Consider the following 20,843-nt stretch of genomic DNA (forward strand, 5'->3'; position numbering starts at 1 on the left):
GACTCGCTGTAACATGCCTGTGACTTGCCGGTTGTGGGTAGATCTGTGCATAACTGCCCGGCCCGGCGCGGGTTGTCCACAGGCATGCGGAGAAGGCAGCAGAAAGATATCCGGTAGGATGATGGCGTCCGATGGGCGACCCGACGAGCGTCCGCGCAACGAGTCACAAGAGAGTGCTATGGAAGCCTTGGTGCCCTGGTGGGGAATCCTGCCGTTCGCCGCGATGCTGTTGAGCATCGCGTTGATGCCCTTGATCCGCGCCACCGCTGGTCACTGGGAGAACTGGAGATTCCAGCTGGGCGTTGCGCTGGGGCTGGGCGTCCCGGTGGCGATCTGGGTCGGCTTTCTCCTCAACTGGGGACGGGTGGGCCACGCGGTCTTCGAATACGTCCAGTTCATCTTGCTGCTGTTCGCGTTGTTCGTCGTCTCAGGCGGGCTCTTCTTGGCCGGTGATATCAAAGCGACGCCCAAGGCCAACACGGTGGTCCTGGCCATCGGAGCGATCGCCGCATCCTTCGTCGGCACGACCGGCGCCGCGATGCTGCTCATTCGGCCACTGCTGAATATCAATCAAGAGCGCAAGAACAAGGTACATACCGCCGTCTTCACGATCTTGATCGTGGCAAACAATGGTGGCATGCTGACCCCACTGGGCGACCCGCCGCTGTTCATGGGCTTCTTGCGCGGTGTGCCGTTCACGTGGACATTCCATCTGTTTCCGATGTGGGCGTTCATCAACACGATGTTGCTGCTGATCTACTTCGCGCTCGACACCAAGGCCTACGCGCAGGAGGACCCCGCCGACCTGGTGACAGATGCGACCGAGATCGTCCCCATCAGACTGCTGGGTCTGGTCAACATCGCCTGGTTCGCGGTGATCATCGCAGCAGTGGCGCTGGTGCCATCCATCGACCTGGAGCTCATCGCGGAGGGCCACGCGGCCTGGCACAACTACATCCCGTGGCGCGAGATCGTCTTCCTGATCGCGGCCGCCGGTTCATATCTCACCAGCAGCCGCAAGATCCGGTTCGAGCTCAACCAGTTCAACTGGGCGCCGATCCGCGAAGTGGCAGTCATCTTCATCGGGATCTTCCTCACCATGATCCCGGCGCTGGAGTATCTGTCCCAGGTTGCCGACCGGCTGCCGCTGAACACGATCACGTTCTTCATCTTCTCGGGCTCGTTGTCGGCGTTCCTCGACAACGCCCCGACCTATGCGACGTTCTTCGAGATGGCCCACACGCTGGGCGCCGACCCGACTGTGCTGCCGGAGATGGCGCGGGTGGCCGGAGTGCCGTGGGTGTGGCTGGAGGCTATCTCATTGGGAGCGGTCACTTGCGGTGCCATCACCTACATCGGCAACGGCCCGAATTTCATGGTGAAGTCGGTCGCCGAGTCGCGCGGCGTCGCGATGCCCTCGTTCGGCGGCTACATCGGTTGGACGAGCCGCTACCTGATCCCCACGCTGATCGCGATGGTCTGCCTGTTCCTCGTGGAATCAGCCTGGGGCAAAGCAGTCGGCGTGCTCATCACCGTGGCGCTCATTGCCGAGGCCGCGGTGATCTGGGCCAGGCACCGGCCGGTGGTCGCCAAGCCGCCACCAGCTCAGTAGCCGAGTTCGTCGAGGGCCTCGTCCTCGATGCCGAAGTAGTGCGCGATCTCGTGCACCACCGTGATGTGGATCTGATCGACGAGTTCATCGATTGACTCACAGGCCCTCAGATGGGGGCCGCGGAAGATCGTGATTCGATCGGGCAGCACACCGCCGTAGCCGAACCCACGTTCGGTCAGCGGTACCCCGACGTACAGCCCGAACAGAGGCTCGCCCTCGGGCGGCTCGTCCTCGACCAGGACGACGCAGTTGTCGATCAGCGAGACCAGGGCGTCCGGGATCGAATCGATCGCCTCGTTGACACAACGATCGAAGTCGGCCTGATTCAACTGCACGGGCATGGGGCGAGTCTAGAGGGCCCGCCGCAACGCTGTGCCGACGAGGGCTCCCGCTTCACCCACCAGTGCTGGTGGGACACGGGAACCCTCGTTCGCCTGCGATCCGCGAGCCGTCTCAACCATAGCGGCCGGCTCAGGCGTTGGCGTCGACCAGCTTGACCGCCGAAACCTCGATGTCGATGTCCACCTTGTCGCTGACCAGCACGCCACCGGTCTCCAAGGCGGCGTTGAAAGCAACGCCATAGTCCTGGCGGTTGATCGACAGGGAACCCTCGAAGCCCATGCGGGTGTTGCCGAACGGGTCTTGAGCGACGCCACCGAACTCGAAGTCGATGCTGACCTGCTTGGTGGTGGCCTTGATGGTCAGGTCGCCGGTGATGCGGACGTGCTCGTCGTCCAGCTTCTCGACCTTGGTCGACTTGAAGCTGATGGTCGGGTACGTCTTGGCGTCCAGGAAGTCGTTTGTACGCAGGTGCTGGTCGCGAGCCTCGTTATTGGTGTTGATCGAGTCGGCCTGGATGGTCACCTCGACATGCGATGCGCCGGGATTGTCGGCGTCGGTATATGCGGTCCCCTCGAACGTGTCGAAATTGCCACGAACCTTCGTCACCATCGCGTGCCGGGCCGAAAAGCCGAGGCGGGTGTGTACGGGGTCAAGAGTCCAGTTGCCAGTCAGAGCGGCGGCGTCAACCATGGTCGTTTCTCCTTCTCGGGCGCCTGCGGCGTTTCCGTAGCGCTCACACCTTACAGAACATAGTTGAATGCTCAATTATTCCGAAGCGGTACCGGCAATCTCGTCGCGCGGCCGATCGGGATTCCCGGATCCGTCATCCGGAGGCCCGTCGCTGCTCAGCAACCCGGTCACCACAAGCACTGATGCCGGCATTCTCGCGCCATCACTCCACGCTACCGGCAGCCCGCAGAGCTCTTCGGCGCTCGCCACCACATCACCGCCGAGCGCTTCGATCGAGTGCAGCATGAGATCGGGATGGGTGCAGGGCAGACCTTGGACGCGGGTACACGGCTCACACAACTCGCACGCTCCGGCCGACACCGCCAGACTGCGCGAATACTGCCGCGCGCGACGGCGGTGCGCACGGGCGGCCAGCCTCTTCTCGCGGTCGATCGCGCGGCGAACAGCGGCCTGGATCTGGGTGGGGGTGCGCTGCTTGGCCAACTCCTCGTCGGCGAACTCGATCTGCACCGCATCGATCTCGAACCACTCGAAGGATGCCCAGACCTTCAACGGATCGAAGTCGAAGGGCGGGCATGACCAAGCCTTCCCGTAGATCGGGCACTGCTCGCAGTAGCCGAGCATTCGGGGCACATCGACATATCGTTCGACGTAGTCAACAGCCCTTATCCGGGCATAGCGCCGCGTGGTCGCATACGCCGGCGTGTCGTCCATGTATCCATGGTGTCCCTGGCGTCAAGAGTCCGCATCCACGGACGGTCAACGCCGTGCAGCAGCGTCGGCTTGCTCCCGACTGTCGATAATGATTATCATTCTGATACCTTCGGAACGTCGCGCCCCTTGTGGCTGGAAAGTGATGGCTCAATGACTGACGCGTTCGTGCTCAACGACCTCAGGGTGCGTGCAGGAGCCACGCAACTCGTCCATGGGGTCTGCCTGTCGGTGGCTCCGGGCGAAGTGTGGCTCTGCTCGGGCATTCAGGCTCGGGCAAATCGCTCACAGCGGCTGCGGTCTGCGGCTCGTTGTCCCGGCTCTTGGACGCCACCGGCCACCTGACGATCGGAGGCAACCGCGTCGACGTCACCTCGACCAAGCGCCCCGCAGGCCACGTCGCTTGGGTCCAGCAGGACAGCTCCAGTGCCCTCAATCCGCTGGCGCGAGTCGGTGACCAGCTGGGGGTCCCTGACGCCTGGCCTTCGGGTCGTACTTGCGCAGCACCAGCCGGTCGGGGTCATTGCGTCGGTTCTTCATGGTCACATAGGTGTAACCGGTGCCCGCCGTCGAGCGCAGTTTGACGATTCGACGAATCTGTTGGCTCTTCTTTGCCACTAGATCCGCTCCCCGCGTGCCAGCAGATCGGCCACTACCGCGTCGATACCGCGTTGATCAATGGTGTGGATACCCCGGGCACTCACCCGAAGCGTGACATGACGGCTCAGTGGCGGGACCCAGTAACGCTTGTTCTGGACGTTGACGTTCCACCGTCGCCTCGTCCGGCGGTGGGAGTGGGAAACGGAGTTGCCGAACGACGGCGTCGCTCCCGTGACCTGGCAATTTCGAGACATGGCTTCCTCGTGCATAGAATGATAATCGTTATCATTCATTCTAAGAGGAGGACAGCTGTGAAGCAAAACACCCATCCCGCCTACGGACCGGTCGTGTTCCGGGATCGGTCGGCGAACACGATGTTCTTGACCCGCTCCACGATTGTCGTTCGGCTCGGTGCCGAGCACCCGCGGGTCGAGTGGGAGGATGGCGTCTCCTACCCCGTCGTCGATGTCGAAGTCTCCAGCGCCAGCCACCCCTTCAGGACGGGACGCGGCCGGGTGGTCGACACCGAGGGTCGCGTCGCGAGGTTCAACCGTCGCTACGGTCATGCCACCCCCGGAACCAGGGGGAAGCGAAAGTGGCTTCGACGGTCTGCGCCGGCTGAGCCAACCCAAGACACCGGTCGTCCTGATCAGCGGCATCGACGAGGTCGCCATGATGGCTGCATCTCTTTCAGTGCAGCTCGGTCTGCCTGGTGCCGTGGCCGTGCGTCACACCATAGATTCCGAGAACGGCATGCTGATTCGCACGGTCAGTGATCTCACCGGTGTCCTCGAATGCGAGCAGATCAACCTGGATCATGCGTGCGTGTCGTGCGCTATTCGAGAAGACATCGTGCCGACCCTCGAACGGCTGGCCGCGACGCAGCGCTGGAGCGGGATCATCGCCTGCTTACCGGCGACCGCCGAGGCCGTCCAGGTATGCCGGATCTTGGGATGGGCACCCGGCAACGCTCCGCACATCCGCATCGCGGCTGTTCTCACCGCACTCGAAGGCAGCACGGTTGCCGAGGACCTGCTCGGCGAGGATCTCCTGGATGAGCGCGGCCTCGCAACGGGCGAGGACGACCGGCGCGGAGTCGCGGAAGTGGCGTGTGCGATGGTCGAGTACGCCGACCTGCTGTGTCTGACTGAGCCGCCCCGCGCCGAGGAGACCGCCCTGATAAGGGCACTTGCCCGACCCAAGGTTCCGCTGATCAACGATCTTTCGCTGCTGGATGCTTCGATCCTCACCCCGGGAATCCACCGTCATCCTGCCACCGAAGCCTGGGTCAGTGAGACCCGAACAGCCGACCTTCCGCCGCTCGCCGGTGACGCGGTCTGGCGCCTCGATCTGCGCTCGGATCGACCCTTTCATCCGGAACGGTTCAGCGATGAGCTCGCCACCTTGGGCAGCGGTCCCCGGCGCTCACGTGGATGCTTCTGGTTGCCCACCCGGCCCCATGACGTCTGCGCCTGGGACGGCGCAGGTGGCCAGGCGAGTGTCGGTCGCACGCGCCAGTGGGAACTCGGTCAACGCCCGTTCACCCGCATCGTCGTCACCGGGATTGACGATGCTGACGACGAGCGCACGGCCATCGAGGCAGCATTCGCCCGCAGCCTGCTCACCGACCAGGAAATGGCCACCCGAGGCTGGATCTGGAACGAGGGCTGGGATGGTTTCGAGGCGTGGCTCGGCCCGATCGATCGAATCGCCTGACCTGCGGGCCGTCCGCCAAGCGCGGACGCAGGCAGATCAACACCAACAGATACCGACACAGAAGGAAACAATCATGAAGGTTCGCAATTCCCTCCGGTCGCTCAAGATGCAGCCCGGATCACAGATCGTCCGCCGTCGTGGCCGAGTATTCGTCATCAACAAGCGCAATCCCCGTCTCAAGGCCCGACAGGGGTGAGCTTTCGCCTCGTGGAGCATCGTGCTTCGTGAGCCAGCACGCACGCCGACGGCGGCAGAGAGCACGCGACCCGTGGTGTTGTGTGCAACCGCGCCCGACCATAGAGTCCACCTCATCCGACAAACGGTCAAGGATCGACCTGGAGGGCTCCCGATGAAGATCGAACGCGTCGACACCTACGTCCTCAAGACACCGCTGGGACGAGCCCGCTTCTACTCATCGCAGGCCGAGTTCCCGGAGCGCAACTCGCTACTCGTCCGGCTGACAAGCAGCGACGGACTGGTGGGCTGGGGCGAGGGCGGGCAATACGGACCGGCCGAACCCGTGAAGGCTTGCATCGACGCCGTGCTGGGCCCGCAGCTCATCGCGATGCACGAGGTGGCTCCGGCCACAGCGTGGGAGACCCTCTACGGCCGCACTCGCGACTTCGGGCAGAAGGGCAGCTACATCGAGGCCCTCAGCGCAATCGACATCGCCCTGTGGGATCTGCTCGGCAAGCAGTACAACGCTCCGGTGTCGTCCCTGCTCGGCGGCAGATTCCGGGAGGGGGTGCGCGCCTATGGCACCGGCGCCTATTACTCCACAGTGGACTTCGAGCCGCAACGCGATCTCGCAGCGCTCGAAGCTCTGGTGCGTGGCTACGCAACCGAGGGTTTCGGCATGCTGAAGATGAAGCTCGGTCTGCTGCCGGTCCGCGAGGATGCCCTCCGGGTAGAACGCGTTCGCGAGGTGCTGGGCGATGACTTCGTGCTGTTCGCCGACGCGAATCACGCGTACAACTCCGCGACGGCCATTCAGATGGGACGAGTGCTGGAGGCTGCGGATTTCAGCTTCTTCGAGGAGCCGGTTCCGCCGGAGGATCGGGAAGGCTACGCTCGGGTGCGCGCGCGGGTGGACGTTCCCATCGCCCGCGGTGAAGCCGAGTACACGCGCTACGGCTTCCGCGATTTCATCGCGGCCGGCTGCGCTGATATCTTGCAGCCCGATGTCTGCGTCTGCGGCGGGATCTCCGAGATCCGGCAGATCCAGGCGCTCGCCTCCGCGCACAACCTCCGCCTCATCCCGCACGTCTGGGGATCCGGGGTGGCGCTGGCGGCTGCGTTACAGGTCTGCGCGGCGCTGCCCCTGGCGCCCTACACTCACCGCGCCGTGCCTGCCCAGAACGAGCCGGTGATCGAATTCGACCGCTCACGCAACCCACTGCGAGACGAACTCCTCACGTCTGGCTTCGTTCTTCGCGAGGGCTACCTCGACGTGCCGGCCGGGCCGGGTCTCGGAGTAGAGGTCGACATGGAGGTGGTGGCGAGGTATGCGGTCGCCTCTGCCTCCCTCGGAAGGAAGTGACAATCACGCGCGGAAGTGGCATGGTCTGCTGATCGTCTGCGGCATCGTACTCCGAACGAGTTAGTCCTTGTCGGAGCCACATTTGTAGGTGGGCCTAACTGGACTTGAACCAGTGACCTCTTCCTTATCAGGGAAGCGCTCTAACCGACTGAGCTATAGGCCCGCACCGATGCTTCATTGATCAGCACCGAGCGATCACACTACCGCATACTGCTTTGCGGACTCAACTCGGGTCGTGTCGATACCTGCCCGGGGCTCCTCAAGAGCCGAGGTATCGCAGAAACCTCTCGGGCGCCTCGAGAAACAGGCGCCAGCTTTGCGTCAACTCGAGTTCGTCGTAGCGGCGGCGCCGCAGCCCCCATTCGCCGGCTTCATATAAGCAAGCCTCAGGAAGCGAAGCAAAGATGGGGGAGTGCGTCGAGATGACCACCTGCGAACCGTCGTGGACCAGATCGGTGACCACAGAGAGGAAGGTGAGGCTGCTGTTGAACGAAAGTGCGGATTCGGCCTCGTCAAACACCCACAGCCCGCGGATACCTGAACGCGAGACAACAAACTCGAGGAAAGACTCGCCATGGCTCTGAAAGTTGTGGCGTCCGGACTGTCCGACAGAGTCGAGATAGGCAAAATGGCTATGCATGGTCTCTGCTCGCAAGAAAACGCCCTTCTTCGAGCCGCCTGCGCCGCGGGTGAGCTGCAAATGCTCCGCCAATGTGGATTCGGTTCGTTGCGTATGGTGAAGCGCGTTCTGGGTTCCTCCTTCAGCATTGAGCCCGAATGCCTGTGCGAGAGCCTCGACGATCGTCGACTTTCCGGTACCGTTCTCGCCGACGAAGACCGTCAATCGGGACAGATCGAGGCCCTCGTCGAGTATCTGGCGCACCGCTGGAATCGTAGCCGGCCAAACGTCCTTCGAAAGCGGGGCGAGGCGGTGCTCCTCAATTCTGCGAACTGGCAGAGAGCTGAAGAGTTCGTCCATGCATGAAAGCTATCAACGACGCTGGCGAATCCGGTGAGGGAAGACGCGCCCATCACTGGAGTTCTCCCTGAACCGTGCTGAGACGGCTTGTGTGCTCCTGCGTGCTCGCGTCAGGCTTGAGCCCATGACGAACTATTCCGCTCCTCCGGCCGCCGGCTCTGGCGAGTCCCGCACCGCGGCCATGCTTGCCCACCTCGCAGGACCGATCGCCGCCGCGGTCTCGGCGGGATGGCTGTCGATCGTCGGGCCGTTGGTCGTCTGGCTGCTCTACAAAGACAAGGACCCCTTCGTCCGGCACCAGTCGGCCGACGCGTTCAACTTCCAGGTGACCATGTGGCTGGTCTCGGTCGTCGGTGGGCTGCTGTGCCTCACCATCATCTTGATTCCACTCGGCCTGGTGATGATCATCGTCGGCGTCCTCGCGTCCATCATCTTCGGCATCATCGCTGCGGTTCAGGCGTCGAAGGGGCAGCCGTACCGCTATCCGTGGAAGCTCAACCTGCTGAACTGATCCACCCACGAGCACCGCAGAAGGGGTGATTCGCGACCAACAATCCCGGTCGCGAATCACCCCTTTGCTGTTGCTGCAGAAGCTATCAGTCCTCGGCCAGCGTGACGTCCAGCCCGCCCAGCACCGAGCTGGACAGGTTGTACAAGAACGCCCCCAGGGTCGCCAGCGCCGTCAGCAGGATCACGTTGATGCCCGAGACGATGGCGGTGAAGCCCAGCACACGCCAGCGGTCGATGAACGAGTCCACCTGCACCGTGCCCGAACCGTCCGGGTTGCCCAGCAAGGAGTTCAGGGTCTCCTGCAAGGTGTCCAGCGCGCCGGAGGCCTCGATGACCGACCAGAGCAGCGCCACCGCGACGAACAAGATGATGGCCGCGGCCACCGAGAACATCAGTGCCGTCTTCATCACCGACCACGGGTCGAGCTTGGCAATCCGCAGTCTGGCCTTACGAGCCGGACGAACCGCTCCGCTGCTGGTCGTCTTCACCCGCCCCGTGCGATCCCGCACCGGACCGGCGGCAGCCTTCGCCGCCTGTTCGGCCCTGGCCAACTCGGCGTCCATCACCTCGGGGGTGATCTTCGGGTTCACGCGAGTCTCGTCGCTCGCGCTCGGGGCCGCCGGCGCATCCGGCTTCGGAGTCACGACAGTGGCATCAGTGTCCAGGGTCCTCGGAATGGCCGTAGTGACCTGATTGTCTTCACTCATCGGCTGCCTCCTGATCGGCGTCTATGTCCCGTCCAAGACTAACGTCATCCGGCGCGCCCGCATCGTGCGACTCCTGCGAGCCGTCCTCGAACTCGTCACCGGCCGCTGCGTCGACGGTCTCGGCCGGCACCTGGTCGTCCCCATTACCACCTGCCTCGGCATCGGTCGTCTCCTCGGCCGAATCCGCACGGTCGGAGTTCACGGTGACCGCAACTACCTGATCATCGGCGCGCAGCCCCACGAACTTGACGCCCATGGTGTCGCGTCCGGTCGGGGTGACATCAGCCACCGAACTGCGGATCACCTGCCCCGATGCCTTGAACGAGATGATCTCATCGTCCTCGCTGACCACCAGCGCCGCGACCAGGCCACCCCGGTCGTCCTTCATTCGCATCGCCCGCACACCCAGGCCACCGCGGTTCTGCAGCCGGAAGTCGGACACCGCGGTCCGCTTGGCGTAGCCCTCGTCGGTCATCGTGAAGACGTATTGCGAATCCTCGTCGGTCTCGGCCGGAATGATCGCCATCGACAGCAACTCATCGCCCTTGCGGAAACGCATCCCGGTAACCCCGGAGGTGGTGCGTCCCATCGGCCGGATCTGCTCATCGTCCGCGGTGAAGCGGATGCCCTGGCCCTTGCGGCTGAGCAGCAGGATGTCGTCATTGCTGTTGACCAGTTCGGCACCGATCAGCTCATCGTCGGGGTCGCGGAAGTTGACCGCTATCAGACCGGCCTGGCGCGGAGAATCGTATGCCGACAAGGCCGTTTTCTTGATCAGGCCCTTACGGGTGGCGAGCACCAGGTAATCGGCATCCTGGTAGCTGCGCAGCACGATGCCACGCGCGATCCGCTCGTCCGGCAGGAAACTCAACAGGCCCGCCACATGGCCGCCCTTGGCGTCGCGGCCACCCTCGGGTACCTGCCAGGCCTTGATCCGGTAGGCACGGCCCATGGTCGTGATGAAGACCAGCCAGTCGTGGCTCATCGCAGTCAGGACCGCGTCCACCTGGTCCTCGGTGCGCAGCGATGCCCCGCGAACCCCCTTGCCACCTCGCTTCTGGAGGCGGTACTGATCGATCCGGGTGCGTTTGATGTAGCCGCCGCGGGTGAGCGTGATGACGCATTCCTCATCGGGGATGAGGTCCTCGTCGCTCATGTCCCCGTCGGCCGAGATGATCTGCGTCCGCCGGTCGTCTCCGTACTTTTCCACAATCTCGCTGAGCTCTGTGGATACGATCTCGCGCTGGCGATGCTCCTTGGCGAGAATGTCGAGCAGATCGGCGATGGCGCGTTCCAGCTCGGCGAGCCGGTCGATGATCTTCTGACGCTCCAGGGCGGCCAGCCGGCGCAGCTGCATGTCCAAGATCGCCTGAGCCTGCACCTCGTCGATGTCGAGCAGGCCCTGCAGGCCGATATTGGCGGCTTCCGAGTTCGGCGAGCGCCTGATCAGCGCGATGACCTCGTCCAGCATGTCGAGGGCCTTGACCAGGCCGCGGTAGATGTGCGCGGCCTTCTCGGCTTCGTCGAGCCGGTACTGGGTGCGCCGGCGGATGACCTCGAGCTGATGGGTTACCCATTCGGAGATGAACTGATCGAGCCGCAGGGTGCGCGGCACCTCGTCCACCAGGGCCAGCATGTTGCAGCCGAAGGTGTCCTGCAGCTGGGTGTGCTTGTAGAGGTTGTTCATCACCACGCGCGGCTGGGCGTCGCGCTTGAGGACGATGACCAGCCGCTGCCCGGTGCGAGCCGAGGAGTCGTCGCGAATGTCGGCGATACCGGTCAGGCGCCCGGAGTTCACCAGGTCGGCGATCTTCTGGGCCAGATTGTCCGGGTTGCACATGTACGGCAGTTCGGTGACCACCAGGGACGTGCGTCCCTTGGCGTCCTCCTCGATGTTGATCACCGCGCGCATCGTCACCGAGCCACGCCCGGTGCGGTAGGCATCCTCGATGCCCTGACGCCCGACGATCAGCGCACCAGTGGGGAAGTCCGGCCCCTTGATGCGGGCCATCGCGGCCGCCAGTAGCTCTTCGGGAGCCGCATCGGGATGGGCCAGCGACCATTGGACGGCCTCGTTGACCTCGCGCAGGTTGTGCGTCGGAATGTTGGTGGCCATCCCGACGGCGATGCCGGACGACCCGTTGACCAGCAGGTTCGGGAACCGGGCCGGCAGCACGGTCGGTTCTTTCTCGCGACCGTCGTAGTTGTCCTGGAAATCGACGGTGTTCTCACCGATATCGCGGACCATCTCCATGGCCAGCGGCGCCATCTTGCACTCGGTGTACCGCATGGCCGCTGCTGGGTCGTTGCCCGGCGAACCGAAGTTGCCCTGACCGGCCACCAGCCGTGCACGCATCACCCACGGCTGCGCCAAGCGCACCAAGGTGTCGTAAATCGCCGAGTCACCGTGCGGGTGGTACAGACCCATGACCTCGCCGACGACACGCGAGCACTTGTTCCAGCCGCGGTCGGGACGGTAACCACCGTCGTACATCGCGTAGATCACTCGGCGGTGCACCGGTTTGAGACCATCGCGCACATCGGGCAGCGCGCGCCCGACGATGACGCTCATCGCGTACTCGAGATAGGAGTTCTGCACCTCGGTCTGCAGGTCGATCTGCTCGATCAGGCCCTTGCGCGGTTCGGTGATCTTGCCGTCGGCCTGGGTCGCGGCATCTTCGGTGCTTGCCGGGTTGCCTCCGGTGCGGCCACCCTCGGCGTTGCCACCGAGGATGTCGTCGTCCAAGGAGTCGTTCGGCTCGTCGGGCCCGTTCGGGCCCTGTGGGGTCTCTGTCATCTACCTGTAATCCCTTGTCAGATGTCGAGGAAGCGAACGTCTTTGGCGTTGCGTTGAATGAAGTAGCGGCGCTCTTCGACGTCTTCGCCCATCAGGATGGCGAACATCTGGTCGGCGCGCGCCGCATCGTCCAACGTCACCTGCAGCAGAATCCGGCCCTCGGGATCCATGGTCGTTTCCCACAGATCGGACGCGTCCATCTCACCCAGACCCTTGTACCGCTGGATGGGATTGACGTTCGGGAGCTTCTTGCCCTCCGCCTTGCCGGCGTCGCGCAGGGCATCCCGCTCGACATCGGTATAGGCCAGTTCATGGGGGGAGTTGGTCCACCGCAGCCGGTATAGCGGCGGCTGCGCCAGATAGACATGGCCCTGATCGATCAGCGGCTTCATGAAGCGGAACAGCAGCGTCAGCAGCAGCGTGCGGATATGGCTACCGTCGACATCGGCATCGGCCATCAGCACGATCTTGTGGTATCGCAGCTTGTTGATGTCGAAATCATCGTGGACGCCGGTGCCGAGCGCATTGATGATCGCCTCGACCTCCTTGTTCGCCCAGATCCGGTCGATGCGTGCCTTCTCGACGTTCAGGATCTTGCCTCGCAGCGGCAGGATCGCCTGAATCCGTGGGTTGCGTCCACCCTTGGCCGAGCCGCCTGCCGAGTCGCCCTCGACGATGAAGATTTCACATTCCTCGGGGTTGTTGGACGAGCAGTCGGACAGCTTGCCGGGCAGGCTGCCACCGCCGAGCAGGCCCTTGCGGCTGCGCGCGGCCTCGCGGGCCTTGCGCGCGGCCACGCGGGCGGTGGCCGCCGAGATCGCCTTGCGGACGATTTCCTTGCCCTCCGAGGGGTTCCGCTCCATCCAGTCACCCAAGCGGTCGTTGACCACCCGCTGGACGAAGCCGCGCGCCTCGGTATTGCCGAGCTTGGTCTTGGTCTGCCCCTCGAACTGCGGTTCGGCGATCTTCACCGACAAGATCGCGGTCAGTCCCTCGCGGATGTCTTCGTTGCCGACCCGGTCTTCCTTCTTGCGGATCAGCCCCCAGGCCTCACCCCACTTGTTGACCGTGGTGGTCAGCGCGGCGCGCAGGCCCTCCTCATGGGTGCCGCCCTCATGGGTGTTGATGGTGTTGGCGAAGGTGTGCAGGGAGTTGCTGTAGCCGGTGTTCCACTGCATGGCCAATTCCAGGCCCATGCCGATTTCGGCCGAATGGGCCTCCACGTCGATGATGCTGGTCAGCACATCGCGCGAACCGTTGAGGTAACGCACGTAGTCGACCAGGCCGTTGTCGAACTTGAACTCGTCCCTGAGCGGCTGGCCATCCTCGTCCACGTGGTTCTTGCGCAGGTCGATGATGTCGATCTTGAGGCCCTTGTTGAGGAAGGCCATCTCACGGAAGCGGGTCGCCAGCGTCTCGTAGTTGAAGTTGGTCGTCTCGAAGATCTCGGAGCTGGGGAAGAAGGTGATCGTGGTGCCGGTCTCGTCGGTGGCTTCCAGCCGCTCGACGACCGCGTCCGGGGTGCCCAGGGTGAAGCTCTGCCGCCAGTGGTAGCCGTCGCGGCGCACGTCGGCGATCATCCGCCCCGACAGCGCGTTGACGACCGAGCTGCCCACGCCGTGCAGGCCACCGGAAACCTTGTATCCGCCGTTGCCGAACTTGCCGCCCGCATGCAGCACGGTGAGCACCAGGGTCAGGCTGGAGACTCCCTCGGTGGGGTGGATGGCCACCGGGATGCCGCGGCCGTTGTCGGTCACCCGGCACCCACCGCCGTCCAGCAGTTCGACGGTGACGTGATCGCAGTAGCCGGCCAGGGCTTCGTCCACCGCGTTGTCGACGATCTCGTAGACCAGATGATGCAGGCCGCGTTCGCCGGTCGATCCGATGTACATTCCGGGACGCATCCGGACGGCCTCGAGACCTTCCAGCACCTGGATTTCGGCGGCGCCGTAGGCACCTTCGACTTGCAGATTCTCGGCGCCATCGGTGATCTCGACCTCAGGGCCGAATTCGATGTCTTCGGGCTCCGGACTATTCGCCAGATCACTCACCGGCAGAAGCTCCTTCGTAGTTCTCGGAACCGTCATCAGCTGCGGTGGGCGACAGCCCACAGGCCCACATGGCGGACCCGTCCCAACCAGGAAATCTTACCATCTGCGCGCTGGCGATCCCACCAAATGGGCACCCCGTTGCCCCAGAAGTGGGCCTGTCGGGCCCGCCAAGGCATCGTGGACGCCTCATCGACCCCTCGAGGCGGTCCCATATCCGGGGAAGGTCTTCCCAAAGGCCCACAGCGGATCCACTCGTCGCCCCCACCACCCTAAACTGACTGCCATGAGTCAGGGCCCACGGCGCGCGATCTGGCCGGACGACCGGTCGCCGGGCGCAGCGGTGCCCGCTCACCAGCCGCGTCGCTCATCCCCAGCGTCCGAGCAACCGACCTGGGCGCCGCCGGCAGCGGACCAGACACCCGCGGGTGTGCCTGGTCCTGCCGGGCCCAGGCGTCGGCTGCCGACCGCGGCCAAGGTGCTGCTGGCGGCGGTCCTGGCGCTCGTGGTGGTAATTGCGGGGCTGTGGGCTGCCGGTGGCTTCCAGACCCGCCAGACCCTGGTCGACAAGCAGGCCGGCGAACCCCTGGATCTCGGACCGGTCGAACTGACGGTGCAACAGGCGATCAGCTACGACTTCGCTGGTGAGGCCCAGATCGAAGTGCCGGCGAGCTGCCGGCTGACGACCGAGCAATCGGCCGGCACGGTTCACTACGCCATTGCGCGCAACTCGTTCGCCGGGGTGCGGGTGAACGGCGAGGTTCAGCTGTCGTCCGAGGTGATGATGACCCTCGGCGTCGACGACGGTCTCTACTTCGGCCAGACGCGGCAGATCTTGTCGCCCGGGGTGCCCGCGGTGGCCTGCGTGCTGCGCTTCACCCTTCCGTTGGCGGCCCTCGACGCAGACACCGTGACCGTGCTGTTGTGGCGGCTGCAATTCACCGAGCAGAGCAATGTGAAGAACGACCAGGACACGTCCAAGACCTGGAACGCCTCCTCCGACGGCTACCGGGTGCAGCTGCCGCTGACGCAGGTGACCCGCTGAGGCACCTCACCGGGCCGGCGAGATGACCGGGAACAGCCCATAGGTGACCGTATTCGAGATCAGCCCGACTGCCTGGTCGACCAGCTGCTCGGGCACCTCGAAACTGGCCACCACCTGCTGGCTGGGTGTGATCTCGTCACTGTCCAGCCGGCAGATCCGGTCGCGCATCGGATCGTAATTCGCCTTGTCCTCCCACACATCACCGGACGCGGACAGTAGTTCGAAACTGCAGATGGTGGAACGATCGTCCTGTTCGACATAGACGAAATTGTCGACCGCGACGGTGTAGCGCAAGAAGACGGCGCCGGCCACCGGCCGGATCGTCCCACTGGATCCGTCGGGGAGTTCGTCGAGCACCTCGCGGGAGACCACCGTGTAGGTGACACCCAGCGGGTCGGTGTAGCCCTCACCGGGTTTCAGCACGCGTGGCGCAAGGAAGAGATCGCGGGCGAACCAGGCACAAAAGCCGACCGCCACGGCGATCACGATGCCGGCCAGCATCCACCAGAAGCCACGCCGCCGGCCGGTCATCGGGCCACTTCGAACTGTGGGTCGGGGACGACCATGCCCGCGGCATTCGATGCCAGCTGAGTCTGCAGGGCCTCATCGATCCCGAGGTCGAAGACCACCTCCGGCTCATAGGCCAGATAGAAACCCATGGGCTTGCAGTGCAACCGGCTGCCGGCCAGGCCGTCGACGGGCCGTTCGAATACCACGCGGACGCGCTCGGTGAAGCCGAGCTGCGGGGTGAGGAAGTGGCCATCGACCGGTGATTCGACGACCAGCGGGTTTCCGTCTCGTCCGGCTGCCCGCAGTTCGCATCGGATCGAACCGACGGGGCGTGCCCGGCTGGTCATTTCGACGTCGATGCCCAAGAAGATCGCCTCGGTCACCAGACCGGGGCTGGCAGTTCCGCGGATCTCCAGCCAGGTACCCGAATCCAGGCCGGTCACCCGCATCGGCTGGCCCGCCAGGAGGTCGACCGTTTCCCCCGGAGCTGCCCACCTGAGGTCGGTGTCGGCAGGACTGTCGGAGGCTTTGGTGAGCGCGCCCGCGGCCAGAATGCAGGCCAGGGTCAGTGCGATGGCGCTCACGAGCTGGCCGATCGATGGCCAGCCCCGGGTCGGTGGCGGGACCGCAAGCTGCGCCTGCTGGTGCGCAGCTGCGGCCGGGGAGGAATCGCTGCGCTGGACAGCGCTCAGTGTCAGGGTCATGGCGACCGCGAGCAGGCTGATGCGCAGCGGCTCGCCGAGCATCCCGCTGAGCAGGTCGAGCGGGGGTTGCACGCGGAACCAGAAGGCGAACACATTCCCACCGATCAGATCGCGCATCAGCAGGTAGCTGAGGGGCTGGATCGCCGAGACGAGGGAGTAGAGCAGGATGAACGCCCCCATGAACGGCAAACCCACCCGCAACACATGTCGCAGCGATTGGACGAACGGGATGACGCGGGCCTCGAGATCGCCGACGAAGATCTCGACGAACTCCAAGACGACGGTCTGACTGCCCCGACTGGCCGAAAGACCGCGGGATTCCAGACGCGCCAGCCGCCGGCTGCGTCGCGACCATGGTCCCGCAAAGCCGCCTTGACGGCCCTTTTCCCACAGTTCGGCAGCCGAGAGCGTGTAGGTGCCGAAGACCAGCCCGGTGACCGCCAGCCAGAGCAGCGGAGCCAGCATCGCGTCGGTGATCAGCGGCCAAAGATGTAGCGTCCATGCCTGCCACGCCCAACTCAGGAAGGCAGGGATGGCGATATGCAAGGACGCCAGGACGCCCAGCAGCCAATCCTTGCCCTCCAGCAGCCAGCCGTAGAAGACCCGCTCACGCAGCCAGATTCCGAGATCACCGAGCATCCGGGAACCGCCGAAGATCAGCACCACCGAGAAGAAGCCCTCGACCAGTGCACCACCCAGACCGAACGCCCAGCGTCCGGTGCGCTCGGCGGCGGCCTCCAGACCGCGGCGCAGCAGGTAACTGGCGACCAGCACAGCGCCGATGGTCAGCCGTTGCCGGGCTGTGGTCGGGTCAAGCACAGTGGTGGCCGATTGCGGGTTGAGGACCGTGGACGATTCGAGCGCGCCGTGCACGAAGAGTTGATACGTAGCCTCGTTGATCCCGTTGAAGACCGAGTAGACACCGACGAAGGGCAGCAACGAGAGACTGACGACCTTGAGCAGCGGCTCGTCTCGTCCAATGGCAGCGGCCCGTGCGGGCAGCGTCTCCCACAGTCCGGCGGGTTGCCCGGCTATCCGGATGGCGATGATGATCGCGGCCAGCTGGGTGACCAGTCCGCAGCTGAAGATCGCCACCGTCAACCAGGGGTGAGTCTCTTGAATCGGAGCGGTCAACGTGAGTGCCACCCGGTAGACCAGCCATCCGCTGACCCAGGCGATCAGGATCTTGGGCAGCACTTGCCACCAGACCCGCAGGGTCTGGCTGGTCAGGTCTGTGAGCTGGCCCCACCATGCACGCGCGAAAGACATTGGCGCTCAGTCTAGAGGCCGGACCGGTCCGCTCACCTGATCGGCCGACCAGATGGGTGGGCGTGAGCCAGCTGGCCGGCAGCCGTGCCGGTGCGGGCTGGTCCGAAGGTCTCAGCCGTACGTGTCGCGGGGACCTCGGCCGTCCCTGACCGATCTGGGCCCATGCGACCAGCTGGGCGCGGCGGGCCCGCGCACGTCGATCCGCACCACCGAGCCCTCACCCAGCTCGGCATTCAGCTTGGCCACGATCTGCGGTGCCATCTGGCGCAGCACGGTCGCCCAAGTGGTGGATTCGGCCCGCACCAGCAAGACCTTGTCGGCGAAACCGGCCGGCTGCGCATGCTGAGCGTTGACCGGCCCGACGATCTGCGGCCAGGCTTCCAGCATCCTGCGCAATCCCACCTGCGTCTTCCAACCCCTCCTGCTGACCAGGCGATTCAATGCGTCACCCAGCAGTTGCGGATCGCGAGCGTCGGGACCCGCGCCGGAACGCTGCTCGTTCATCTGCGGACGCCGGCGGCGGCGCCGGATACCCACACCTCGCGGTGGCGGCAGAATGCCGGCCGCGTCGTGAGCGATCCGGGTGGCTACCTCGATGCCCAACGGGTCATGATCGCCGGTATCCAGTGGCTCGGGAAAGATCGCGATGTCGTCGGGCTCATCCACGGGCTCATCGAAACCGTCGCCGAACCGGCCACCAGGAGGCTCAGACATCATCGGTCCGGTGGCTCGAGAACGCTGTGGTTGCGATCTGGCCGGCAGTGATCTCGAAGCGACTGCCGTCGAGCAGCTCGGGCACATCCGAGCCGACCGCGGCAGTCACCAGCACCTGCTCGGCATCGCGGGCGGCCACGGCCAGCCGCTCGCGGCGGGTGGCATCCAGTTCGGCGAACACATCATCCAGTATCAGCACCGCCTCAATGCCGTCGGCGCGCAACAGCTCGAAAGCCCCGAGCCGCAACGCCAATGCCAGCGACCACGACTCGCCGTGCGAGGCGTACCCGCGTGCTGGCAGCTCACCGATCGTCAGGGCGAGGTCGTCGCGGTGCGGACCGACCAGGGTGAGCCCACGAGCCAACTCTTCGCGACGACGGTCGGCCAACGCTGAGCGGAATGCCTCCGCGAGCTCGGCCGGATCGGCTGGCAGCGCGAATCCGGCCCGATAGGACGCAGTCGCGAGGTTGTTCACCGGCGCGATCTGCGCATAGGCCTGCTGGGCGGGTCCGACCAGGTCGGCCAGGGTATCGAGCCGAGCCGCCAGCAGCTCGCTGCCATAGCTGATCAGCTGGGCGTCCCAGATCTCCAGCGTGAACTCCGCGTCGGCATCCGAACGGCCGGTGGCAAGCGATTTCAGTAGCGAATTGCGCTGTTTGACGACCTTCTCGTAGTCCTGTTTGACCCCGAGCATGCGCGGCCACCGGCTGATCACCAGATCGTCGAGGAAACCGCGGCGGGCGGCCGGATCCCCCTTGACCACGCTGAGATCCTCGGGCGAGAAGACGACAGTGCGCAGTGCACCCAGCAGATCGTGCGTGCGGGGGAGAGCTCCCCGGTTGATCCGGGCCCGATTGGCGCGCCCCGGATTGATCTCCAGTTCGAGCAGCAGACGGCGAGCGTCGTCCAGACCGGCGACCACCTCGGCGCGAATGACGGCCTGCTCGGTGCCTGCCTGGACGAGTGGCCCGTCGCTGCTCACCCGATGCGAACCGAGCCGCGAGAGGTATTCGACCGCCTCCACGAGGTTGGTCTTACCCTGGCCGTTGGAGCCCTGGAAGATCGTTACTCCCGGAGTCAGGCTCACATCGGCCTGAGCGTAATTGCGGAACTGGTGCAGCTCGAGACGAGCGACGTACACGATGTCAGTTCGGCAGGCGCATCAGCATGATGACGTGCCGGTAATCGCCCTTCGGATCACCGTCGATCTCGTCGAGTCCGCGCACCAGACAGGGCTTGCCGGCGGCGGTGAACGAGAAGTGCACGTAGGGGGAGTCGATGGTGTTGAGCGCGTCGGCAAGGTAATGCGGGTTGAACCCGGCTGCGGTCAGCGCGAGTTCACCACCGGCCACGTTCTCGACCTGTGCAGGGACGGCCTCGGAGGCCTGCGCCTGGTCACCGGAGGCCGCTTCCAGGGCGATCTGCTCGTCCCCGATCAGCATGCGCAGCGGGGAGTTACGCTCGGCCACCAGCGAGACGCGCTTGACCGAGGCGATGATCTCTTCGGTCTTGCAGCGCACGGTGACGGTCGGGTGAATATCCATCAGATGGCGAACCTTCGGGAACTCGCCGCCCAGCAGACGAGTGGTCAGCTGCCGCACCCCGCCGGATCCCGAGCCTTCGAGACCGATCAGACCCTCTCCCGCCTCGGCGTTGGACAGCGCCACGGTGATCTGCTCACCGCTGGACATCGACCGAGCGGCCTCGCTGAGCACTCGGGCCGGAACCAGAGCGGCACCTTCGGCAGAACTCGAGGCAGGGGTCCAGGTGAGCTCCTTCAGCGCCATCCGGTAGCGGTCGGTGGCCAGCAGCGAGATCACGTCGTTGTCGATCTCCAGGCGCACTCCGGTGAAAACCGGAAGCAGTTCGTCGCGTCCGGCTGCTACGACGACCTGATTGATCGCCCGGGCGAAGTCGTCGGAGTCGACCACCCCGGCCGCGGTCGGCATCTCGGGCAGTTGGGGATACTCGGAGACTGGCAACAGTTGGAGCGTGAAGCGAGCCGAGCCGCAGACCAGTTCGACGCGGGTGGCGTCGCTGGTGAAGTCGACCGGGCGGTTCGGCAGGCTACGGGCGATCTCGGCCAGCAGCTTGCCCGAGACGAGCGCCTCGCCTTCGTCGATGACCTGAGCCTCGACCTGCACCTGCGCACTGGTCTCGTAGTCGAAGCTGCTCATGGTGACGCCCTTGGCGTCCGCCTTGATCAGCAAACCCGCCAGGATCGGGACGCTCGGCCGGCTTGGCAGGCTGCGGGCCGCCCAGGCCACCGCCTCGGCCATCACATCGCGTTCCATGCGAATCTTCACGGTGCTAGTCCTCACGTCGTCCGGGACACGCCGGTGCGCCCAA

Annotated in this window: 20 protein-coding genes, 1 tRNA gene and 2 pseudogenes; 8 read left to right on the forward strand and 15 right to left on the reverse strand. The window is 64.9% G+C overall.

Annotation, left to right across the window (positions count from 1 at the left end):
- Positions 1–178: 178 nt before the first annotated feature.
- Complete coding sequence (locus QUE25_RS06825; protein WP_286268386.1) at positions 179–1,612, forward strand: sodium:proton antiporter; 1,434 nt, start codon at positions 179–181, stop codon at positions 1,610–1,612.
- On the opposite strand, the gene QUE25_RS06830 is transcribed toward QUE25_RS06825, so the two are convergent.
- The 3 genes from QUE25_RS06830 to QUE25_RS06840 form a co-directional block, all read right to left on the reverse strand.
- Positions 1,606–1,953 carry a metallopeptidase family protein gene (locus tag QUE25_RS06830; RefSeq protein ID WP_286268387.1) on the reverse strand — a complete coding sequence of 116 codons (348 nt, stop codon included), beginning with the start codon at positions 1,951–1,953 and terminating at the stop codon, positions 1,606–1,608. The two genes, QUE25_RS06825 and QUE25_RS06830, sit on opposite strands and share 7 nt — an antisense overlap.
- A gap of 130 nt (positions 1,954–2,083) precedes the next feature.
- Positions 2,084–2,644 (reverse strand): YceI family protein, encoded by a 561-nt coding sequence (locus QUE25_RS06835; protein WP_286268388.1) that lies wholly within the window; start codon positions 2,642–2,644, stop codon positions 2,084–2,086.
- 75 nt (positions 2,645–2,719) lie between these two features.
- Positions 2,720–3,358 (reverse strand): DUF2284 domain-containing protein, encoded by a 639-nt coding sequence (locus QUE25_RS06840; RefSeq protein WP_286268389.1) that lies wholly within the window; start codon positions 3,356–3,358, stop codon positions 2,720–2,722.
- Positions 3,359–3,603: 245 nt separating this feature from the next.
- Here QUE25_RS06840 and QUE25_RS14815 point away from each other — a divergent pair.
- Positions 3,604–3,756, forward strand: a pseudogene (locus QUE25_RS14815) (hypothetical protein); the annotation flags it as partial.
- A gap of 31 nt (positions 3,757–3,787) precedes the next feature.
- Here the strand turns inward: QUE25_RS14815 and rpmG are convergent.
- Together rpmG and rpmB are read right to left on the reverse strand one after the other, a co-directional pair.
- Positions 3,788–3,973, reverse strand: coding sequence for a 50S ribosomal protein L33 (rpmG, locus tag QUE25_RS06845; RefSeq protein WP_286268390.1), 186 nt, complete (start codon positions 3,971–3,973; stop codon positions 3,788–3,790).
- Positions 3,973–4,209, reverse strand: a complete 237-nt coding sequence (gene rpmB / locus QUE25_RS06850) for a 50S ribosomal protein L28 (RefSeq protein WP_286268391.1) — start codon at positions 4,207–4,209, stop codon at positions 3,973–3,975. The genes rpmG and rpmB overlap by 1 nt, the downstream gene beginning before the upstream one ends.
- Positions 4,210–4,266: 57 nt before the next feature.
- On the opposite strand from rpmB, the pseudogene QUE25_RS06855 reads away from it, so the two are divergent.
- The 4 genes and pseudogenes from QUE25_RS06855 to QUE25_RS06870 form a co-directional block, all read left to right on the forward strand.
- Positions 4,267–4,518 (forward strand): annotated as a pseudogene (locus QUE25_RS06855) (type B 50S ribosomal protein L31); the annotation flags it as partial.
- A 1-nt stretch (position 4,519) separates the two neighbouring features.
- A complete protein-coding gene (locus QUE25_RS06860) occupies positions 4,520–5,671 on the forward strand; it encodes a GTP-binding protein (protein WP_286268392.1) in 1,152 nt (383 codons plus the stop codon).
- Positions 5,672–5,744: 73 nt separating this feature from the next.
- Positions 5,745–5,867, forward strand: coding sequence for a type B 50S ribosomal protein L36 (ykgO, locus tag QUE25_RS06865; RefSeq protein WP_286268393.1), 123 nt, complete (start codon positions 5,745–5,747; stop codon positions 5,865–5,867).
- A 153-nt stretch (positions 5,868–6,020) separates the two neighbouring features.
- The gene (locus QUE25_RS06870) at positions 6,021–7,211 is read left to right on the forward strand and encodes a mandelate racemase/muconate lactonizing enzyme family protein (RefSeq protein WP_286268394.1); all 1,191 of its coding nucleotides are present in this window, start codon (positions 6,021–6,023) and stop codon (positions 7,209–7,211) included.
- An 89-nt stretch (positions 7,212–7,300) separates the two neighbouring features.
- Here the strand turns inward: QUE25_RS06870 and QUE25_RS06875 are convergent.
- Positions 7,301–7,374, reverse strand: a tRNA-Ile gene (locus tag QUE25_RS06875).
- A gap of 96 nt (positions 7,375–7,470) precedes the next feature.
- On the reverse strand, positions 7,471–8,190 hold the full coding sequence (locus QUE25_RS06880) for an AAA family ATPase (RefSeq protein ID WP_286268395.1): 720 nt from the start codon (positions 8,188–8,190) through the stop codon (positions 7,471–7,473).
- A gap of 124 nt (positions 8,191–8,314) precedes the next feature.
- Between QUE25_RS06880 and QUE25_RS06885 the strand changes: the two genes are divergently transcribed.
- Positions 8,315–8,701 carry a DUF4870 domain-containing protein gene (locus tag QUE25_RS06885; RefSeq protein ID WP_286268396.1) on the forward strand — a complete coding sequence of 129 codons (387 nt, stop codon included), beginning with the start codon at positions 8,315–8,317 and terminating at the stop codon, positions 8,699–8,701.
- An 85-nt stretch (positions 8,702–8,786) separates the two neighbouring features.
- Here the strand turns inward: QUE25_RS06885 and QUE25_RS06890 are convergent, their stop codons facing one another.
- From QUE25_RS06890 to gyrB, 3 genes are all read right to left on the reverse strand, one after another.
- Positions 8,787–9,407: a DUF3566 domain-containing protein gene (locus tag QUE25_RS06890; protein WP_286268397.1), complete on the reverse strand. Its 621-nt coding sequence runs from the start codon at positions 9,405–9,407 to the stop codon at positions 8,787–8,789.
- Positions 9,400–12,141, reverse strand: a complete 2,742-nt coding sequence (gyrA, locus tag QUE25_RS06895; RefSeq protein ID WP_425332766.1) for a DNA gyrase subunit A — start codon at positions 12,139–12,141, stop codon at positions 9,400–9,402. The genes QUE25_RS06890 and gyrA overlap by 8 nt, the downstream gene beginning before the upstream one ends.
- Positions 12,142–12,221: 80 nt before the next feature.
- Complete coding sequence (gene gyrB, locus QUE25_RS06900; protein ID WP_425332747.1) at positions 12,222–14,291, reverse strand: DNA topoisomerase (ATP-hydrolyzing) subunit B; 2,070 nt, start codon at positions 14,289–14,291, stop codon at positions 12,222–12,224.
- Between the two features lie 247 nt (positions 14,292–14,538).
- Here gyrB and QUE25_RS06905 point away from each other — a divergent pair, with 247 nt between their 5' ends.
- Complete coding sequence (locus tag QUE25_RS06905) at positions 14,539–15,297, forward strand: hypothetical protein (protein ID WP_286268399.1); 759 nt, start codon at positions 14,539–14,541, stop codon at positions 15,295–15,297.
- 6 nt (positions 15,298–15,303) lie between these two features.
- Here the strand turns inward: QUE25_RS06905 and QUE25_RS06910 are convergent, their stop codons facing one another.
- The 5 genes from QUE25_RS06910 to dnaN form a co-directional block, all read right to left on the reverse strand.
- A complete protein-coding gene (locus tag QUE25_RS06910; RefSeq protein WP_286268400.1) occupies positions 15,304–15,828 on the reverse strand; it encodes a hypothetical protein in 525 nt (174 codons plus the stop codon).
- A complete protein-coding gene (locus QUE25_RS06915) occupies positions 15,825–17,780 on the reverse strand; it encodes a hypothetical protein (protein ID WP_286268401.1) in 1,956 nt (651 codons plus the stop codon). Before QUE25_RS06915 ends, QUE25_RS06910 begins: the two co-directional genes overlap by 4 nt.
- 111 nt (positions 17,781–17,891) lie before the next feature.
- Complete coding sequence (locus QUE25_RS06920; protein ID WP_286268402.1) at positions 17,892–18,494, reverse strand: DciA family protein; 603 nt, start codon at positions 18,492–18,494, stop codon at positions 17,892–17,894.
- Complete coding sequence (gene recF / locus QUE25_RS06925) at positions 18,487–19,635, reverse strand: DNA replication/repair protein RecF (RefSeq protein WP_286268403.1); 1,149 nt, start codon at positions 19,633–19,635, stop codon at positions 18,487–18,489. Before recF ends, QUE25_RS06920 begins: the two co-directional genes overlap by 8 nt.
- Positions 19,636–19,639: 4 nt before the next feature.
- Entirely contained in the window at positions 19,640–20,800 is a 1,161-nt protein-coding gene (gene dnaN, locus QUE25_RS06930; RefSeq protein ID WP_286268404.1) for a DNA polymerase III subunit beta, read from the reverse strand.
- Positions 20,801–20,843 lie beyond the last annotated feature (43 nt).

This window comes from Brooklawnia propionicigenes, assembly GCF_030297015.1.
GTDB classification, from domain to species: Bacteria; Actinomycetota; Actinomycetes; order Propionibacteriales; family Propionibacteriaceae; genus Brooklawnia; species Brooklawnia propionicigenes.

Excerpts from the sequence above, each read along its gene's own strand:
- QUE25_RS06840 (WP_286268389.1), bottom strand. The coding sequence starts at position 3,358 with ATGGACGACACGCCGGCGTATGCGACCACGCGGCGCTATGCCCGGATA.
- QUE25_RS06825 (WP_286268386.1), top strand. The coding sequence starts at position 179 with ATGGAAGCCTTGGTGCCCTGGTGGGGAATCCTGCCGTTCGCCGCGATG.
- QUE25_RS06920 (WP_286268402.1), bottom strand. The coding sequence starts at position 18,494 with ATGTCTGAGCCTCCTGGTGGCCGGTTCGGCGACGGTTTCGATGAGCCC.
- QUE25_RS06870 (WP_286268394.1), top strand. The coding sequence starts at position 6,021 with ATGAAGATCGAACGCGTCGACACCTACGTCCTCAAGACACCGCTGGGA.
- QUE25_RS06880 (WP_286268395.1), bottom strand. The coding sequence starts at position 8,190 with ATGGACGAACTCTTCAGCTCTCTGCCAGTTCGCAGAATTGAGGAGCAC.
- QUE25_RS06915 (WP_286268401.1), bottom strand. The coding sequence starts at position 17,780 with ATGTCTTTCGCGCGTGCATGGTGGGGCCAGCTCACAGACCTGACCAGC.
- QUE25_RS06835 (WP_286268388.1), bottom strand. The coding sequence starts at position 2,644 with ATGGTTGACGCCGCCGCTCTGACTGGCAACTGGACTCTTGACCCCGTA.
- QUE25_RS06860 (WP_286268392.1), top strand. The coding sequence starts at position 4,520 with ATGCCACCCCCGGAACCAGGGGGAAGCGAAAGTGGCTTCGACGGTCTG.
- QUE25_RS06910 (WP_286268400.1), bottom strand. The coding sequence starts at position 15,828 with ATGACCGGCCGGCGGCGTGGCTTCTGGTGGATGCTGGCCGGCATCGTG.
- rpmB (WP_286268391.1), bottom strand. The coding sequence starts at position 4,209 with ATGTCTCGAAATTGCCAGGTCACGGGAGCGACGCCGTCGTTCGGCAAC.
- QUE25_RS06905 (WP_286268399.1), top strand. The coding sequence starts at position 14,539 with ATGAGTCAGGGCCCACGGCGCGCGATCTGGCCGGACGACCGGTCGCCG.
- gyrB (WP_425332747.1), bottom strand. The coding sequence starts at position 14,291 with ATGACGGTTCCGAGAACTACGAAGGAGCTTCTGCCGGTGAGTGATCTG.
- QUE25_RS06885 (WP_286268396.1), top strand. The coding sequence starts at position 8,315 with ATGACGAACTATTCCGCTCCTCCGGCCGCCGGCTCTGGCGAGTCCCGC.
- QUE25_RS06830 (WP_286268387.1), bottom strand. The coding sequence starts at position 1,953 with ATGCCCGTGCAGTTGAATCAGGCCGACTTCGATCGTTGTGTCAACGAG.
- ykgO (WP_286268393.1), top strand. The coding sequence starts at position 5,745 with ATGAAGGTTCGCAATTCCCTCCGGTCGCTCAAGATGCAGCCCGGATCA.
- QUE25_RS06890 (WP_286268397.1), bottom strand. The coding sequence starts at position 9,407 with ATGAGTGAAGACAATCAGGTCACTACGGCCATTCCGAGGACCCTGGAC.